Consider the following 15,703-nt stretch of genomic DNA (forward strand, 5'->3'; position numbering starts at 1 on the left):
CCGGGTGTGTCGATTATTCCATCGCAAATTATTATTGGTCAATCACTAATAATATTAATTGCTGGCGATATTTCTTCAGTAATTACCCTAACCGACGCACGCTCCACGAGCGGCCCGTCGAGCTTCACCATGCGATGCCGGACGGGCGCGCCGGCGGCGCGGTTGTGCTCGTCCTGCAGCAGCGTTTCGACGGCCCAGCGACCGAGTTCATAGTTCGGCAGCACGACGGTCGAAAGCGGCGGATGGGTATGGCGCGCGATCTCCTGGTCGTCGTAGCCGAGCACGGAAACGTCTTCCGGCACGCGATGCCCGAGCTGCTTTAACGCCTCGATGGCGCCGAGCGCCATCAGATCGTTCGCGCAAAAAATCGCGGTGGGCGGATTGGGTTCGCGCATCAGCGAAAGCGTCTGCTCGAAGCCGGTGCCCGAGCTCCAGTCGCCGTCGCGCACCATCTCCGGCGCGAACGGCAGGTCGGCCGTGGCGAGCGCGGTGCGATAACCCTTGAGGCGATCTTTCGCGGCGTCCTGCCAGTGTTCGCCGTTGATGTAGCCGATGCGCCGGTGCCCCGCGCGCAGCAGGTATTCGGTCGCGACGTGGCCGCCCGCGACCTCCGCCGGCACCACCGAGGAGAAGCCGCCCTCGCTCGTGTAGCAGTTGAGCAGAACGGTCGGAACCCGCGACAGCGCGGCCGGCGGGCTGACCTTGCGCGTGTACACCGTGGCATAGATGACGCCGAATACGTTCGAGCTGGCGAGCGCCGCGTCGAGCACCTGCTGCTCGATGTCGGCGTTGCCGTGCGTCGAGTAGACGGCGAGCATCTTGCCGTGCGCGTATGCGGCGTCGCGCGCGCCGTCGATGTTGACGACCGGATGCGGGCTCGTCGAGATTTCGTCGGCGATGTAGACGATCAGGCTGCGTTCGTCCTTCGATGGCTGGACGGCGTCGCGCGTCGACAGACGGTAGCCGAGATCGGTCGCCGCCTTCAGCACCTTGTTGCGCGTGGCTTCGGAAAATTTGGCGCCGGTGGCGTTGTTGAGAACGAGGGAAACAGTCGATTGCGACACGCCAGTGAGCTTGGCGATGTCGGTCATCGTCGGACGTCTTTGAGTTGATTTTTTCATTGAGCAGGCCGCGGGCGACAGCGGCAAAAGCAGGTGACGCCGAAGGCGTCGGCGGTCTGACGGTACCACTAATAATATGCGTCCGGCAACGCGCGCTAACCCGCGCGCGCCGGTTCGGTGAGGGGTCGCCGGATGGCTCGTTGATGCATAAATTATTACTAATAATATTGACGAAAGGCGCCGCGCCGTGCGATTCTCGGTCGCGCGAGCCGTGGGGCGCGCCGGCTGCGCCCGTCGCGCGGCATGTAACCGCAACCATCTTGCATGGGGCTGGAGTAAGCGCTAAAGCGCTAACTCCGACCGACAGAAGGCGTCTGCCGTCTTTCGAGATCAACAATGCGCAATGCTTTCCTGAATCCCTCTTCCGCCAGTGCGTCGGGCGACGCGGCGCTCGACGACCCGTCGCTCATCGCGCTTCGCAGCGGCAACACGGAACTCCGCGTGGCGCCGCGAATCGGCGGTTCGATCGCGGCGTACTTCGAAACGACCGCCGCGGGTCCGCTCCACTGGATGCGCCCCGCGACCCGCGCCGCGCTCGACGCGCGCAACCCGCTTCAGATGGCGAGTTTTCCGCTCTTCCCGTATTGCAACCGCATCCGCGACGCGCGTTTCGATTTCGACGGTCAGTCGATCGACCTCTCCGGCGACGGCAACACGTTCACCCATGCGTTGCACGGCAACGCGTGGCGGCGCGCGTGGCGCGTCGGCGCGCGGACCACAACGTCCGTCGAGCTGCATCTGGAACACACGCCCGACGGGTCGATTCCGGGCGACTGGCCGTTCGCCTATCAGGCGCGGCAGACGATCGAACTGATCGGCGACGTGCTGCGCGTGACGCTGAGCGCGCGCAACCTGGCCGATCGTGCGATGCCGTTCGGCATGGGACATCATCCTTATTACCCGCGCACGCCGAACACGGTGGTGAAGGCATCCGTCGATGCGATGTGGCACGCCGATCCGGACGTGCTGCCGACGCATCTGGGCGCGCACCCCGCCGTCGAAGCGCTGCGCGACGGAATGTCCGCGGACGCGTTCGATCTCGACAACAACTTCACGGGCTGGAAGCGCGAGGCGGTGATCGCGTGGACGGACGAGCATCGCAAGCTGACGCTCACCGCCGATGAAACTTTCGGGCAGATGGTGGTGTTCGCGCCCGCGAGCGAGGCGCTGCTGTGCGTCGAACCGGTGTCGAACACGACCGACTGCTTCAACTCGCCGGCTGACGCGCGGGAAAATGTCGGCGGCTGCGTGCTGGAACCCGGCGAGTCGATCACCGGCGTGCTGCACTGGACGCCCGCCAGGTACTAAACGGAGCCCGCCGCGCCGCGGCAGGGGGATTGCAAGAGCCTCAACCCACCTGCAGCCGCGCCATATACGGCAGATGGTCCGACAGCCACGCGGTTTCCTGCGCCGGCTGGATCCATTCGATCGGCTTCATGTCGCGCACGAACATCTTGTCGAGCGCGAGCGCCGGTGAGAACGCCGGGAACGTGCGCGCGGGCTCACCGAGCAGCGTCGCGACTTCGTGCAGACCGTGTTCGGCGAAAAGCGGCACGGAATCGTTGCGCCAGTCGTTGAAATCGCCGGCGAGCACGAGCGGGCCGGTCGGCGCTTCCTTCGCGATCCAGTGCGCGATCCAGTTCATCTGACGCAACCGGGCGGCGCGCGTGAGCGCGAGGTGCGCGCACAGCAGCGTCACCGAATGGCCGGCGAACGTCGCGCGCGCAACCAGCAGGCCGCGCCGCTCGAAGCGATGGGCGGAAATGTCCCAGCGTCCGCCCAGGTCGAGCGGATGGGGCGACAGAATGGCATTGCCGTGCCGCCACGACGGCTTGAACACGTTGGTGCCGAGCGCGATCTGCAATTGCAGCGCGCTCGCGATTTCGGTGGCCTGGCAATGCCAGATATCGTCGACGGGCTCGCCGAGCGGCGCGCCGAAATTCGTCGACAGCACCGGCGACGGCATTCGCCGCGCCATCGCTTCCTGCAGAAAATAGGCGTCCGCGTGGGTCGACTGAACCCAGCGTTGCATCGCCTGCCAGGCCTGCAGGCCAAGCGGCGAGCGACCTTTGTGGAGATTCCAGCTCACCGCGATGAAATCCGTGGGATGCGCGTTTTCGCGTATCAGTTCTTCGGGGTTTCGCATGCCGCGTTATCCGCTTCTTCTTTCGTCAATGTCAATGTCAGGGTTGGGTCGCGAGGCTCGCCTTGACGCGGTAGACCAGCGTCGGGTTCTTGTCGACGATCGTCCAGGTGACCCACTGGCCGTCCGGCACCGTCAGCCCGGGATGGCTCGCCGCAACCCGGCGCGGCTGTGGCGGCAGCTTGCAGCCCGTGTCGGTCTCGCGCGCGCCGGGTTCCTCGATGGTTTCCTGTGCCTCGATCGTGAGCGTGACTTCAGTCGCCGACGCCTGCAGCGGCGAAACCGTCAGCGTGCGCAACAGATCGATGCTGCCGCCCGGCGCGTCCTTGCAGCCGACGTTGTGCGTCACCACGTGGTGATGCGTATCCGTGCGCGCCTGGCCGACGGTCGTCGTGCCATCGAATGCGTCGATCTGCTGGCCGTCGCTCACGACCTGCAACTGCCACTGCACCGACTGCTGCGCGGGGCGCTGCTGCGCCTCCGCGTGAGTCTGGGCCATGAACGACGCAGCGCCGAGCATCACGGCAACGACGCGGGTTTTCCACATAAACAGTCTCCGGGAAAGCTGCTTCCGGCGGGAGGGACAGGCGCCCATCTTACGCCCGATCGGACAATCGATTTCTGACACGGGACGCGGAGCCGGGTTCGGCAACAGACTATTTCAGATGGTGACGCACGGGCCGCACTTCAACTGTTCCGACACCCGATTCGCCGTGGACGCACGCGGCGTTCCCGCCGTCGCGGACGGGTTTTCAGCGCGGTTGCGCGCGCGGTGGCGCTGTTAGCAGCACACCTTCCCGGCTGCTCGCTTGCAAGCGGACAGGGCGTCGATACACTGAAAATCAGGCGACGTCATGCCGGTGTCGCCGCGGCGGTGAAGCCCGGCACATACGCACAAAAACGGGGTGAGCGATGACGACAGCCATGGTCAGACAGGAAATCGCGGTGGCGTCGTTCAGCCAGGTCTATGACCTCGATCGGGTCGAGACGGCGTTGAACGAACTGAGCGATGGCGCGAACGACGCGCTGCGCGCCACCTACGAAATGATGCTGAAGGTCGGCAATCTGCGCTTTTGCGTGAAGCCGAACCGGATGCCGTCGATCGACGACCTGATTGGCGCGCTGCCCAACTTCGCGGAACCGCTCGACGACGTGCGCCGTCAGGTCGCGCTGTGTCTCGAAACCGAAGACCGCCTCGAGCTGATGCCGATTCTGCTGCTCGGCAATCCGGGCATCGGCAAGACACATTTCGCGAAGCAGCTGTCGCGGTTGCTCGGCACGTCGTATCACTACGTCGCGATGGGTTCGCTCACCGCCGGCTGGATTCTGTCGGGCGCGTCGTCGCAGTGGAAAAACGCGAAGCCGGGCAAGGTGTTCGAGGCGCTCGTGCGTGGCACGTTCGCGAATCCGGTGATCGCCGTCGACGAAATCGACAAGGCCACCGGAGACGCGCAATACGATCCGCTCGGCGCGCTCTACGCGCTGCTGGAGCATGACACGGCGCAGACATTCATCGACGAATTCGCCGAAGTGCCGATCAACGCCGCGCACGTGATCTGGATCGCCACCGCCAACGATGCGCGTGGCATTCCGGAGCCGATCCTGAACCGCATGAACGTCTACGAGATTCCGCCGCCCGACCGCGACGGCGCGCGCCGGATCGCGCAGGCGATCTATCACGAGATCCGCTCGGCGCACGGCTGGGGCCAGCGCTTTCCCGCCGAACTCGGCGACGCCACGCTCGATGCGCTCGCGCAGGCTTCGCCCCGGGAGATGCGTCGCGCGATCCTCAACGGGTTCGGCGCGGCGCGCATCGACAGGTGCGACGAGATCGGCGTCGCGCATATCCGGCTCGACACCGGCGCTCGTCGCAAGCCGATCGGTTTTTGAAAAATTGTCGTTCTGGCCGTGGTTTTTACGTTGTTTTATGCAAAAAACCGCCTTCGGGCGGTTTTTTCTGTCTGGGTGACTGGATTCGTGCGCATTTCATCGTTTCGGCTTCCGGATTATTCTTTTTACAGAAACAGTCAATTCATTTAATCGGCATGGATTTTTGATAGTCAGGGTCTACACTCATTCGACCGAAGTGCCTGCATTTGCGCATCGATGAACCACTTCAACGACTTCAGGAATCCATCATGAGAACCAGTTCTTTCGCATTGCTGTTTTCTGCCACGGTCGCCGCGCCCGTGCGTACGTCCCTTGTCGAAACGGCGCCGGCCGGCAGCCATTCGGCGCCTTCCGGATCGGGTAGCACGTCCGGCACCGCCGGCGCGGCTGACGCCCGGCGCGCCACCGCGATCAGCGAGCCGACCGCGCGCGGCTGATTTCCCTTCCGCTTTCCACCTTCCGCCCGGTCCCGGGCGCACCCGGTTGAACCCGATGCCCGCTGTCCACAAGATCGCGGGCGTTCTGCATTCTGAAGCCGACGTACAATTTTGATCAGTACAGGAAATCCGTTCGACAACGCGCGGTGCGACGCGCGAAACGGCGCATCCTGTTTTTCGGAATTCATCGGTCGATCAGGTAGCGCGGGTAAAAGTCGCGTCAAGGGACATGGACCAAATCGAATGTGTAGTGATCGGCGCAGGCGTGATCGGCCTCGCCGTGGCGCGCGCGCTGGCGGCGCGTGGACGGGAAGTGATCGTGCTCGAAGCGGCCGAAGCCATCGGCGTCGGGACGAGCTCGCGCAACAGCGAAGTGATTCACGCAGGCCTCTATTACCCGCGCGGCTCGCTCAAGGCGTCGCTGTGCGTGCGCGGCCGCGAAATGCTCTACGACTATTGCGAGACGCGTGGCGTGCCGCATCGACGCTGCGGCAAGCTGCTTGTCGCGACGGCGCGCAACCAGGTGCAGCAACTCGACGGCATTCTTGCGCGCGGCAAGGAAAACGGCGTGTTCGACCTCGTGCGCATCAGTGGTGACGAGGCGCGTGCGCTCGAACCGGCGCTCGAATGCGTGGATGCGGTGTTCTCGCCGCAGACGGGCATCGTCGACAGCCATCAACTGATGCTCGCGCTGCAAGGTGACGCCGAGCGCGGCGGCGCGATGTTCGCGTTTCACGCGCCCGTCGACACCATCGAGGCGAACAACGGACGCTTCGTCATCAAGGTCGGCGGCGCCGCACCGACGACGATCAGCGCCACATGCGTCATCAACAGCGCCGGCCTGCAGGCGAACCGGCTCGCGTGCAGCATCCGTGGTCTCGATGCGCGGCACGTGCCGCCGCTTTATCTGGCGCGCGGCAACTACTTCAGCGTGTCCGGGCGCACGCCGTTCAACCGGCTGATCTACCCGATGCCGAACGAGGCCGGGCTCGGCGTTCATCTGACGCTCGACCTGGGCGGCCAGGCGCGGTTCGGCCCGGACGTCGAATGGGTCGACACGATCAACTATGACGTCGATCCGCATCGCGCCGAGTCGTTTTACGCCGCGATCCGCGCGTACTGGCCGCAATTGCCGGATGGCGCGCTGCAGCCGGCGTACGCGGGCATTCGTCCGAAACTCTCCGGCCCCGGCGAGCCCGCGGCCGATTTCCTGATCCAGGGGCCGGCCGCGCATGGCGTGCGCGGACTCGTCAACCTGTTCGGCATCGAATCGCCCGGGCTGACGGCCTCGCTGGCGATCGCGCAGCGCGTCTGCGAACTGGCCGGGCGCGTGTGACGTACAGGGTGCGCTTCGGGTGAGGGGAGTTCAGGTCGCGATCCGTGAACCGCTCGAAGCGTTCAGTTTCTGGTGGCTTTGGGAAAGCGCTTGAGAAAAGGGGCGCCACGCAAAAATCAGGGCATGTGTCGAGGCCAGATTGAAATGTCAATTCGTCGATAACGTGCGGCGCATGCGGTTGCTCATTGTTTGCGCGATGCCTATGGCTTTTGTTTTATGAGTGCGGTGAGTGTCTCCACGCTGTTCATCCATGAAACGGTCGTTGGGCAGCGCCACGAGACAAGGTTTTGGATCGAGGTGTAGTAGTCCATCAGGTTGTACGAAATGATGGGTTCGTGATGGGCGATCCGGTTTCTCAATTTCCGCAGCTTTTCCAGCTCGGTCGCCATCAGGGTCCGGCACTGGCCCACCGAATGCGTCGCGGGATCCGGGAGGTAGGGGAAAACAGTGCGCAGGTACGGAGTCCAGAGCCGGCCGTCATGACGTTTCGTGAGCATTTGCGACCAGAAGGCCATTTTCAGTTCCGCGACAATCTTCCCTGTTGCACCCTGAGGAAATTTTTTCTGGGTATTGATCAGTTCACGCTGGGGATTGAAGCCATATGACGGGTTGGGCAAGCTGGTTTCAAATGCGGCGACCCATGGCCAGTCCGCGCCGTAGCGCCGTTCAATGGCATCACAGATGCCATTGCGAACGGTGACTTCGCAAATTTGCAGGGGCGTCAGGAATGCGCCCGAGACCTGCGCATTCCATCCATACAGCTTGATCGGATAAAGCGCGTCCGTATTTCCGGCGCTGGCGGCTGCCTGGATATAGGTTCCGAGCCGGGCGGGCGATAGCGCCAGGGTGATGGCGTCAAGTTCCGCCTGAGATAGGACTAGTGACATCTGTTGACCATACCGTTGATAGTGGTTATCCTCTGCCTCATTAGCTCCGGGTCTTGTTGGCGAAAGCCTCCCCCTGGAGACAAGCGACAAAAAACGGCCCACTTCGGTGGGCCGTTTTCATTCCTGGGCCAGATTCTGCCGGGTCGCCAGCTACGGAGTGCCGCCACTCCATGCAGCTTCATCTCCCACTGCAAGCCCCCAGCGCCTACGCCATGGTTATATCGTGGGCACTGCAGGCTTCGTTTTGCCCGTTCGCAAAGAACGATCGCGAAAACATCGAGAAGGGCCTGCGCGTCCCACACGAATTCGCTTATCTCTGGCATTTGGGCTGACCTGCGCGCGCTTCATTGTTATTCTTGGGGACCGCTGTCGTTAGAACGGCGTTCAGTTCAATAACATGGAGTGAGTCCCCCATGAAGTCATCCCGTCGTACGTTTCTGATCACGAGCATCGGTGTTGCATCGTCGCTCGCGCTTTCCCGCCAGGCGTTCGCCGACGCCCCGAAAGTCACCGAAAACGATCCGACCGCGCAGGCGCTCGGCTACAAGACAGACGCCAGCAAGGTCGACAAGGCGAAGTACGCCAAATACGCGGCCGGCCAGGATTGCGGCAACTGCAGCTTCTATCAGGGCAAGGCGAGCGACCCGTATGCCGGTTGCCCGATGTTCGCCGGCAAGCAGGTGGCCTCGACCGGCTGGTGCAGCGCATATAACAAGAAGGCCTGATCGTCTCGCGGGCCCCACTGCTGCTGGATCTTGCAGAAGAGCAGAGCAGAATCGTCCCCGCGAAGCGGTTTCGCAGGACCAGCAGGCGCCGGTCGCGTAATGCGGCCGGCGCTTTTTTATAGTTGAAAACACCTACGACGATCTTTACACTCGCAGGGCATTTGCGATGGACGCGCTTGCCGGTGGCTTGCCAACCGGCGGCAACGCACGACGGGAGACCTTACGAAGGCTGGAGATCCGGATGGCACACGCGTCAAAAGAAACGTCGAAGGGTGCGCTGAAAATCGCATCAACACGCACGTCAGCAAGCGCATCAAAAGGCGCATCGAAACAGGCACTGAAAAGCCTCAATACGCGCGCGGTGATCGCGGCTGTCATCGGCAATGCGCTCGAATGGTACGACTTCGTAGTATTCGGCTTCCTCACGGTTGTCATCGCCGAACTGTTTTTTCCTTCCGGCAGCGAATATTCGTCGCTCCTTCTCACCACCGCGAGCTTTGGCGTCGCGTTCGTCATGCGGCCGGTCGGCGGCATCGTGCTGGGTCTGTACGCGGACCGCGCGGGTCGCAAAGCGGCGCTCTCGCTTGTCATCGCGCTGATGACACTCGGCATTTTCCTGCTAGCGATTGCGCCGCCGTATTCGGCGATTGGCATCGGCGCGCCGGTCATGATCGTCGTGGGCCGGCTGCTGCAAGGCTTCTCCGCAGGCGGCGAATTCGGCAGCTCGACGGCGCTCCTGATCGAAGCCGCGCCGTTTTCAAAGCGCGGTTTTTACGGCAGCTTCCAGATGGCGAGCCAGGCCGCCGCGCTGCTGCTCGGCGCGATAGTGGGCGCGGCGGTGACGCGCGGCCTTTCACCCGAGGCGCTCAGGTCATGGGGCTGGCGCGTGCCGTTCATCGTCGGCCTCGTGATCGGGCCGATCGGGTTTTACATTCGCCGCAATCTTGCCGATTCCGAAGCGTTCCTGCACGCGAAACAGACCGCCCGACGCGCGACGCTCGGCGAAGTCTTCAAAAGCCACAGCCGCGAAATTCTGTGCGGACTCGGCTCGGTGATCGCGCTGACGGTGACGATCTATGTGCTCATCAGCTATCTGCCGACGTTCGCGGTGAAGCAACTGAAGCTGCCGTACGCGGATTCGTTTCGTGCGCTGATCGTGGGCAACCTGCTGTTGACCGTGCTGTGTCCGGTAGCGGGCGCGCTCTCCGATCGCATCGGACGCAAGGGCCTGTCGCTGTGGTCGCTGATCGTCACGCTCGTGATGATCTATCCGCTTTTCTCGTGGCTCGAAGCCGCGCCGAGTATCTCGAAGCTGGTCCTCGTGCAGGCGATGCTCTCGGTGGCGCTGTCGGGTTACTTCGGCCCGTTCGGCGCGATGATCGCGGAACTGTTCCCGGCGAACGTGCGCTCCACCGGGTTATCGCTCGCCTACAACATCGCGGTGATGGTGTTCGGCGGCTTCGGACCGTTCTTCGTGACATGGCTCATCAAGACGACCGGCACGCCGCTCGCGCCGACTTACTACGTGATGGGCGGCCTCGCGATTTCGATCGTCTCGGTGGCGTGCATTCCTGCGATGCGCCACGCGGACCTCGACGCGCGCCGCAAGCCGGCTTGAAATCGCGGACGTCGAAAGACGCAAGACGCGAGGCGCGCGACTGCGACAACCCGCGCGATCGATCAGCCGCGCGCCTGCATCAACGGCGGACGACGGTCGAACCACGGACGTGCCGCCTCGAGCTGCGCGGCAAGACGAAAGAGCGTTGCTTCGCCGCCGTCGCGCGTGGCGAACTGCACGCCGACGGGCAGTCCGCGCGCGTTCCAGTAAAGCGGCACCGACATCGCGGGCTGCCCCGTCAGATTGAAGAGCTCCGTGCAGCCGGCCCACGCGAACGCCTTGTTCGACGCTTCCGCCAGCATTTTCTTCATCAGCGCTTCGATGGGCATCGTGGTGAGCGCGTGCATCTGCATGCGTTCGACCTGCGTCGGCAGCATCTCGCCGATCTTGATCGGCGCGGCCGCGAGCGTCGCGCACAGGATCACGTCGTAGCGCGTCAGCAGGTCGGCCATTTTCGCGGTGATGCGCTGCTGTTCTTCCAGCGCGCCGGGCAATGCCCGCTCGCCGAGCTTGAGGCCGATGTGCGCCATCGCCCATGAGGCAATTTCGAATTCGCCGCGCTGCGGTTTGCGTCCTGTCGTGCGCTCCGCGTCCAGCACGACTTCTTTCGCGATCACCGACCAGATCGTCAAAAACGCATGCCGGACCGCGTCGAAATCGATTCCCAGCGAAACCGGTTCGACATGGTGGCCGAGCGACGTGGCGAGCTGCGCGGCGTCTTCGAGCGCGGCGCGCGCGTCGGCCGACAGCGTGGGCGCGAGCATCGGCTCGGTGACGTAGGCGATGTGGAGCGGCTTGCACGGCTCGCGGGTGGCGCCGAGAAACGTGCCCGGCGCGCCCTGGGGCTGCGCGGCATTGCCGGCGGTGAGGTCGAGCAGCAGCGCGCTGTCGCGCACGCTGCGCGACACGGCGTGATCGACGCCGAGCTCGCCTGGCTTCTGCACGGACCCGGGCGGTTGCCTGCCGCGTGACGGCTTGAGGCCGAACAGGCCGCAGCACGACGCGGGAATGCGGATCGAGCCGCCGCCGTCGGACGCATGCGCGATCGGCACGATGCCGGCGGCGACCGCGGCCGCCGCGCCGCCGCTCGAACCGCCGGGCGTGTGATCGAGGCTCCACGGGTTGCGGCACGGGCCGAACAGTTCGGGCTCCGTGTAGGGCATCTGGCCGATCTCGGAGGTGCTCGTCTTGCCGAAGATATTGAGTCCGGCGGCCCGGCTCAGCGTGACGACCGGCGCGTCTTCGGCGGGCACGAAGTAGCGGTAGTGGCGACTGCCGAGCGACATCCGCAGGCCGGCGACAGGCGCGAGATCCTTGATCAGATAAGGCACGCCGGCAAGCGCGCCGCCCGCGTCACCGTCACCGTTGTACCGGGCGGCGCCGCTGGCGTTCGCCGCACCGGCCGGCGCGGACGCGGACGCAGAAGCCGAGGCACGCTGGCGCGCGGCGTCATAGTCCTTCAGCACGAGCGCGTTGATCGCGGGATTGACCGCTTCGGCGCGGGCGATCGCGGTGTCCAGCAACTCGCGCGCGGTGACTTCGCGCTTGCGCACGAGTTCGGCGAGGCCGATGGCGTCATGAGACAGATAATCGGATTGCACGACCGGCGCCCCCGCGGATGAGTGGTGATATGGACGGTGTCGGGATGACGTCTGTATTGAATACCGGACGAATCCCTGCTCGCGCGCCGCGGCTCCCGGCGGCATGACGAAGCATGCCGCCGGCGATTCCCGCGTGACACGCGATGAAAACGGTTTACAGGTGCTCGCCGAGGAACGTCAGCGTGCGGCCGTGCGCGAGCGCGGCGGCGCGCGGGTTGTACGAGTCGCGGTCCGTGCAGTTGAAGCCGTGATCGGCGTTCGGATACAGATGGAATTCGACGTCGCTGTGGCCGACGAAGCGCTCCTTCACCTGGCCCACCGCGTCGAGCGGAATACCGTGGTCGAGTTCGGCGTAGTGAAACTGCATCGGCACCTTGATCTTCGATGCTTCCTCGAGCTGGTTCTGGATGCCGCCGCCGTAGTAGGACACGGCGGCGTCGATGGTGCCCTGTGCGGCCGCGAGATACGCGAGCCGGCCGCCGAAGCAGTAGCCGATCGCCGCGATCTTGCCCTTCACTTCCGGCCGTGCGCGCAGCGCCGCGGCGCTTGCGCCGATGTCCGCGACGGCGAGACCGACGTCCGTCTTTTGCAGGAGCCCGATGCCCTTGTCGCGGTCCGCGCCCGTATAGGTCAGTTCCACGCGCGGCTGCGTGCGCCAGAAGATGTCCGGTGCGAGCGCGACGTAACCGTCCTGCGCATATTGATCGGCGACAGCCCGGATGTGGCTGTTCACGCCAAAAATTTCCTGAATGATGATGACGGCCGGACCCGATCCGCGCTTCGGCAGCGCCAGATAGCCCTGAAAGCTGTCATTGCCGGCAGCGATGTCGATCCATTGGGAAGTCACGCTCACGTCGATCTCCTTGAAGGGGTTGAAGCCATGACGGCAAAAGCGGGCGGTCAGTGTGCCACCAAACGCGGCCTGCTGCAGGCGCCCCCGGCGCGCCGCGACGGACCGCCTGCCGGTCGCGCGCACGGAACTGGCGCCGGCGCCGCATGATCGACGTCCCGACGGCGGAATTCGCCGCGTTTGCGCAGTGATCGAAAGAGTGCCGGCGTATTCGAAACATTAACGGTAATGGCGGCGCCAACCTTTAGCGCAATCCTTATAGAGCAAACCCTCGTATCGCGCAAACCCGCGCCGGCTATGCATTTCCGTGGGCCGGCGAAGCGCCGGTTTAAGGCGTGTGGGATAAACGCTATTAGTAGTGATCCCACTTTCTCAAAAAATTCCCGCAAATTAATTTGATGGCCTACACTTGCGCGCAAGTACGGGTAGCCATCTGCCAAAAACAGACCGGCTGACGTGCTGGCCAAGTGCATGAACGATGCAACCGGCGTGGTCGTCCACGGGATGAAGACACGTCCAGGAAGCGGGGAACACAGGGCGATTACGTTGTTTTTGGGACCGAAACTGGAGACTTACATGAACATCAAGATTCAAAAGCTGTTGCCGATCAGCGCTGCGGCGATGCTGTTCGCAACGTTGGCAACATCGGCTGTGGCCGACACGATCGTCAAGATCGGTCACGTTGCGCCGCTGACGGGCGGTATCGCTCACCTGGGTAAGGACAACGAAAACGGCGCACGTCTGGCAGTTGAGGAAATCAATGCAAAGGGGCTGACGATCGGCGGCCAGAAGATCACGCTCGAACTGGACGCGCAGGACGACGCAGCTGACCCGCGTACGGCTACGCAGGTCGCACAGAAGCTGGTCGACGACAAGGTCGTGGCAGTGGTGGGCCACCTGAACTCGGGCACGTCGATTCCGGCATCGAAGATCTACAGCGATGCGGGCATCGTGCAGATCTCGCCGTCGGCAACGAACCCGGCTTACACGCAACAGGGTTTCAAGACGACGTACCGCGTCGTGGCAACCGATGCGCAGCAAGGTCCGGCGCTGGCGAACTACGCAGCCAAGACCATGAAGATGAAGAGCGTCGCGATCGTCGACGACTCGACCGCTTACGGTCAGGGTCTGGCAAACGAATTCGAGAAGACCGCCAAGTCGCTCGGCCTGAACGTGATGTCGCATGACGCGACGAACGACAAGGCTGTCGACTTCCGCGCGATTCTGACGAAGATCAAGGGCGAAAACCCGGACGCGATCATGTACGGCGGCATGGACGCAACCGGCGGCCCGTTCGCGAAGCAAGCCAAGCAGCTTGGCCTGCGCGCGAAGGTGCTGGCTGGCGACGGCGTGTGTACCGACAAGCTGTCGGACCTGGCCGGCGACGCAACCGACAACATCGTCTGCTCGGAAGCCGGCATGGCGCTCGAGAAGATGGCGGGCGGCGCTGCGTTCCTCGCCAAGTATCAGAAGCGTTTCGGTCAGCCGATCCAGATCTACGCTCCGTTCACGTATGACGCTGTGTACATCATCGTCGACGCGATGAAGCGTGCGAACTCGACGGATCCGGCAAAGATCCTGGCAGCGATGCCGAGCACCGACTACAAGGGTGTGATCGGTGAAACCACGTTCGACTCCAAGGGCGACCTGAAGCACGGCGTGATCTCGCTGTACGACTACAAGGGCGGCAAGAAGACGCTGCTCGACGTGGTGAAGATGTAATACCGGCGTTCGATGGGGACCAGGTTCGCCTGGTCTCACGCGAAGTCACGAAAGGCACGCGAAGCGCAAGTTTCGCGTGCCTTTTCTTTGGCTGCGGCAATCAGATTTTCAGCCAGCGCAGCACCCTGGGGCCGGCGATCGCCACGAGCGCCGCGCACAGCGCGACCACCGAAAGGCCGACCGGCAGACTCGTCACCTGCGTGACACCCCCGATCACAACCGGCCCGAGCAGCAAGCCGAAGTATGCGAGCCCCGCGACGTGCGCGAGCCCTTCGGCCGCGTGGACGCCTTCGACGCGCGCGGCTGCCGCGAACAGCACCGGCATCATGTTCGCGAGCCCGAGACCCATCAGCGTAAAGCCGGTTAGCGCGGCCACCGGATACGGCAGCAGCAGCGCGCCGATCATGCCGGCGCACGCAAGCGATGCGCTTGCCATGATCAGCTGCGGCGCGCCAAAGCGGGCGCGCACGGTGTCGCCCGCGAAGCGCGCGGCGGCCATGCCGCCCGAAAACGCGGCGTATGCCGCGCTGGCGACGGCCGGCGTCGACAGCACGACGTCGCGCATATAGACGGTCGCCCAGTCGTACATCGCGCCCTCGGCGACGAGCGCGATCAGCGCGATGCCGCCCAGCGCCCACAGCGCGGGCGAGCGCCAGCGGTTCACGCGCGGCGTGCCGGCGTCGGCCCGTTCGTGATGCGGCACGTGCGGCAGCACGGCGGGACACGCGACCACCAGCACCAGCGCGCACAGCCCGCCCGCGAGCAGCAGATGCACCGCCGGCGCCATGCCCCACGACAGCACCGCGCCGCCCACCACCGCGCCGGCCATCCCGCCCACGCTGAACACGCCGTGCAGCGACGACATGATCGGCCGTGCCAGCGCTTCCTCGACCGCGCTGGCCTCGGCGTTCATCGCCACGTCGAGCGTCGCCATCGCCGCGCCGAACACGGCCAGCACGGCGAGCAACATCCAGTACATCGGCACGACGAGAATCAGCATGCCGGCAAACGACATCACCAGCCCGCCCGCCAGACACGCGCGTCGCGTGCCGACGCGCGCGATCCATTTCGCGTTGGTCGTCATCGCGACGATCGATCCGACCGCGACGGCGAGCAGCGCAAAAGACAGCATCGCGGGATTCAGGTGAAAACGGTCGCGCACGGTGGGCACGTGGACACCCCACGAGCCGTACATCATGCCGGCGACGAAGAAGAGCGCCATCGTTGCATGGCGTGCGCGTTCGCGCGCGGCGTCTGGCAGATTGCTGTGAGCGGCGGGCGGGGTGGCGAAAGCGGAAGGACGGTCGGACACGGAATTTCCGTTCTGAAAGAGAAAGCGCGCTGAAAGCGAAATGACGATTCTATCGAAGCAG

Annotated in this window: 14 protein-coding genes; 6 read left to right on the plus strand and 8 right to left on the minus strand. The window is 64.2% G+C overall.

What is annotated here, in order from left to right; genetic code table 11:
* Positions 1-38: 38 nt before the first annotated feature.
* Positions 39-1,091, minus strand: a complete 1,053-nt coding sequence (locus tag BLV45_RS00065; RefSeq protein WP_090527181.1) for a LacI family DNA-binding transcriptional regulator — start codon at positions 1,089-1,091, stop codon at positions 39-41.
* Positions 1,092-1,457: 366 nt separating this feature from the next.
* Between BLV45_RS00065 and BLV45_RS00070 the strand changes: the two genes are divergently transcribed.
* Positions 1,458-2,429, plus strand: a complete 972-nt coding sequence (locus BLV45_RS00070; protein ID WP_090527184.1) for an aldose 1-epimerase — start codon at positions 1,458-1,460, stop codon at positions 2,427-2,429.
* A gap of 40 nt (positions 2,430-2,469) precedes the next feature.
* Here the strand turns inward: BLV45_RS00070 and BLV45_RS00075 are convergent, their stop codons facing one another.
* Together BLV45_RS00075 and BLV45_RS00080 are read right to left on the minus strand one after the other, a co-directional pair.
* Positions 2,470-3,267: an endonuclease/exonuclease/phosphatase family protein gene (locus BLV45_RS00075; RefSeq protein WP_090527187.1), complete on the minus strand. Its 798-nt coding sequence runs from the start codon at positions 3,265-3,267 to the stop codon at positions 2,470-2,472.
* 37 nt (positions 3,268-3,304) lie between these two features.
* On the minus strand, positions 3,305-3,811 hold the full coding sequence (locus tag BLV45_RS00080) for a hypothetical protein (protein WP_090527191.1): 507 nt from the start codon (positions 3,809-3,811) through the stop codon (positions 3,305-3,307).
* A gap of 365 nt (positions 3,812-4,176) precedes the next feature.
* Between BLV45_RS00080 and BLV45_RS00085 the strand changes: the two genes are divergently transcribed.
* Entirely contained in the window at positions 4,177-5,154 is a 978-nt protein-coding gene (locus BLV45_RS00085; RefSeq protein WP_090527194.1) for an AAA family ATPase, read from the plus strand.
* A gap of 235 nt (positions 5,155-5,389) precedes the next feature.
* On the opposite strand, the gene BLV45_RS00090 is transcribed toward BLV45_RS00085, so the two are convergent.
* Positions 5,390-5,779 carry a hypothetical protein gene (locus tag BLV45_RS00090; RefSeq protein ID WP_090527197.1) on the minus strand — a complete coding sequence of 130 codons (390 nt, stop codon included), beginning with the start codon at positions 5,777-5,779 and terminating at the stop codon, positions 5,390-5,392.
* A gap of 41 nt (positions 5,780-5,820) precedes the next feature.
* On the opposite strand from BLV45_RS00090, the gene BLV45_RS00095 reads away from it, so the two are divergent.
* Complete coding sequence (locus tag BLV45_RS00095; protein ID WP_090527200.1) at positions 5,821-6,927, plus strand: NAD(P)/FAD-dependent oxidoreductase; 1,107 nt, start codon at positions 5,821-5,823, stop codon at positions 6,925-6,927.
* Between the two features lie 200 nt (positions 6,928-7,127).
* Here BLV45_RS00095 and BLV45_RS00100 read toward each other — a convergent pair whose 3' ends face one another.
* Positions 7,128-7,814: a hypothetical protein gene (locus BLV45_RS00100; protein WP_090527203.1), complete on the minus strand. Its 687-nt coding sequence runs from the start codon at positions 7,812-7,814 to the stop codon at positions 7,128-7,130.
* Between the two features lie 413 nt (positions 7,815-8,227).
* On the opposite strand from BLV45_RS00100, the gene BLV45_RS00105 reads away from it, so the two are divergent.
* Together BLV45_RS00105 and BLV45_RS00110 are read left to right on the plus strand one after the other, a co-directional pair.
* On the plus strand, positions 8,228-8,539 hold the full coding sequence (locus tag BLV45_RS00105) for a high-potential iron-sulfur protein (protein ID WP_090527206.1): 312 nt from the start codon (positions 8,228-8,230) through the stop codon (positions 8,537-8,539).
* Positions 8,540-8,780: 241 nt separating this feature from the next.
* A complete protein-coding gene (locus BLV45_RS00110) occupies positions 8,781-10,157 on the plus strand; it encodes an MFS transporter (protein WP_090527212.1) in 1,377 nt (458 codons plus the stop codon).
* Between the two features lie 62 nt (positions 10,158-10,219).
* Here BLV45_RS00110 and BLV45_RS00115 read toward each other — a convergent pair whose 3' ends face one another.
* Together BLV45_RS00115 and BLV45_RS00120 are read right to left on the minus strand one after the other, a co-directional pair.
* A complete protein-coding gene (locus BLV45_RS00115; protein WP_176954039.1) occupies positions 10,220-11,758 on the minus strand; it encodes an amidase in 1,539 nt (512 codons plus the stop codon).
* Between the two features lie 154 nt (positions 11,759-11,912).
* Positions 11,913-12,611, minus strand: coding sequence for a dienelactone hydrolase family protein (locus tag BLV45_RS00120; RefSeq protein ID WP_090530870.1), 699 nt, complete (start codon positions 12,609-12,611; stop codon positions 11,913-11,915).
* A 573-nt stretch (positions 12,612-13,184) separates the two neighbouring features.
* On the opposite strand from BLV45_RS00120, the gene BLV45_RS00125 reads away from it, so the two are divergent.
* Positions 13,185-14,330, plus strand: coding sequence for a branched-chain amino acid ABC transporter substrate-binding protein (locus BLV45_RS00125; protein WP_090527219.1), 1,146 nt, complete (start codon positions 13,185-13,187; stop codon positions 14,328-14,330).
* Between the two features lie 100 nt (positions 14,331-14,430).
* Here BLV45_RS00125 and BLV45_RS00130 read toward each other — a convergent pair whose 3' ends face one another.
* A complete protein-coding gene (locus BLV45_RS00130) occupies positions 14,431-15,642 on the minus strand; it encodes an MFS transporter (protein ID WP_090527222.1) in 1,212 nt (403 codons plus the stop codon).
* Positions 15,643-15,703 lie beyond the last annotated feature (61 nt).

It is taken from the genome of Paraburkholderia sartisoli, from assembly GCF_900107685.1.
GTDB lineage: Bacteria > Pseudomonadota > Gammaproteobacteria > Burkholderiales > Burkholderiaceae > Paraburkholderia > Paraburkholderia sartisoli.

Coding starts and splice junctions, on each gene's coding strand:
- BLV45_RS00065 (WP_090527181.1), bottom strand. CDS start 1,091: ATGACCGACATCGCCAAGCTCACTGGCGTGTCGCAATCGACTGTTTCC.
- BLV45_RS00070 (WP_090527184.1), top strand. CDS start 1,458: ATGCGCAATGCTTTCCTGAATCCCTCTTCCGCCAGTGCGTCGGGCGAC.
- BLV45_RS00075 (WP_090527187.1), bottom strand. CDS start 3,267: ATGCGAAACCCCGAAGAACTGATACGCGAAAACGCGCATCCCACGGAT.
- BLV45_RS00080 (WP_090527191.1), bottom strand. CDS start 3,811: ATGTGGAAAACCCGCGTCGTTGCCGTGATGCTCGGCGCTGCGTCGTTC.
- BLV45_RS00085 (WP_090527194.1), top strand. CDS start 4,177: ATGACGACAGCCATGGTCAGACAGGAAATCGCGGTGGCGTCGTTCAGC.
- BLV45_RS00090 (WP_090527197.1), bottom strand. CDS start 5,779: ATGAATTCCGAAAAACAGGATGCGCCGTTTCGCGCGTCGCACCGCGCG.
- BLV45_RS00095 (WP_090527200.1), top strand. CDS start 5,821: ATGGACCAAATCGAATGTGTAGTGATCGGCGCAGGCGTGATCGGCCTC.
- BLV45_RS00100 (WP_090527203.1), bottom strand. CDS start 7,814: ATGTCACTAGTCCTATCTCAGGCGGAACTTGACGCCATCACCCTGGCG.
- BLV45_RS00105 (WP_090527206.1), top strand. CDS start 8,228: ATGAAGTCATCCCGTCGTACGTTTCTGATCACGAGCATCGGTGTTGCA.
- BLV45_RS00110 (WP_090527212.1), top strand. CDS start 8,781: ATGGCACACGCGTCAAAAGAAACGTCGAAGGGTGCGCTGAAAATCGCA.
- BLV45_RS00125 (WP_090527219.1), top strand. CDS start 13,185: ATGAACATCAAGATTCAAAAGCTGTTGCCGATCAGCGCTGCGGCGATG.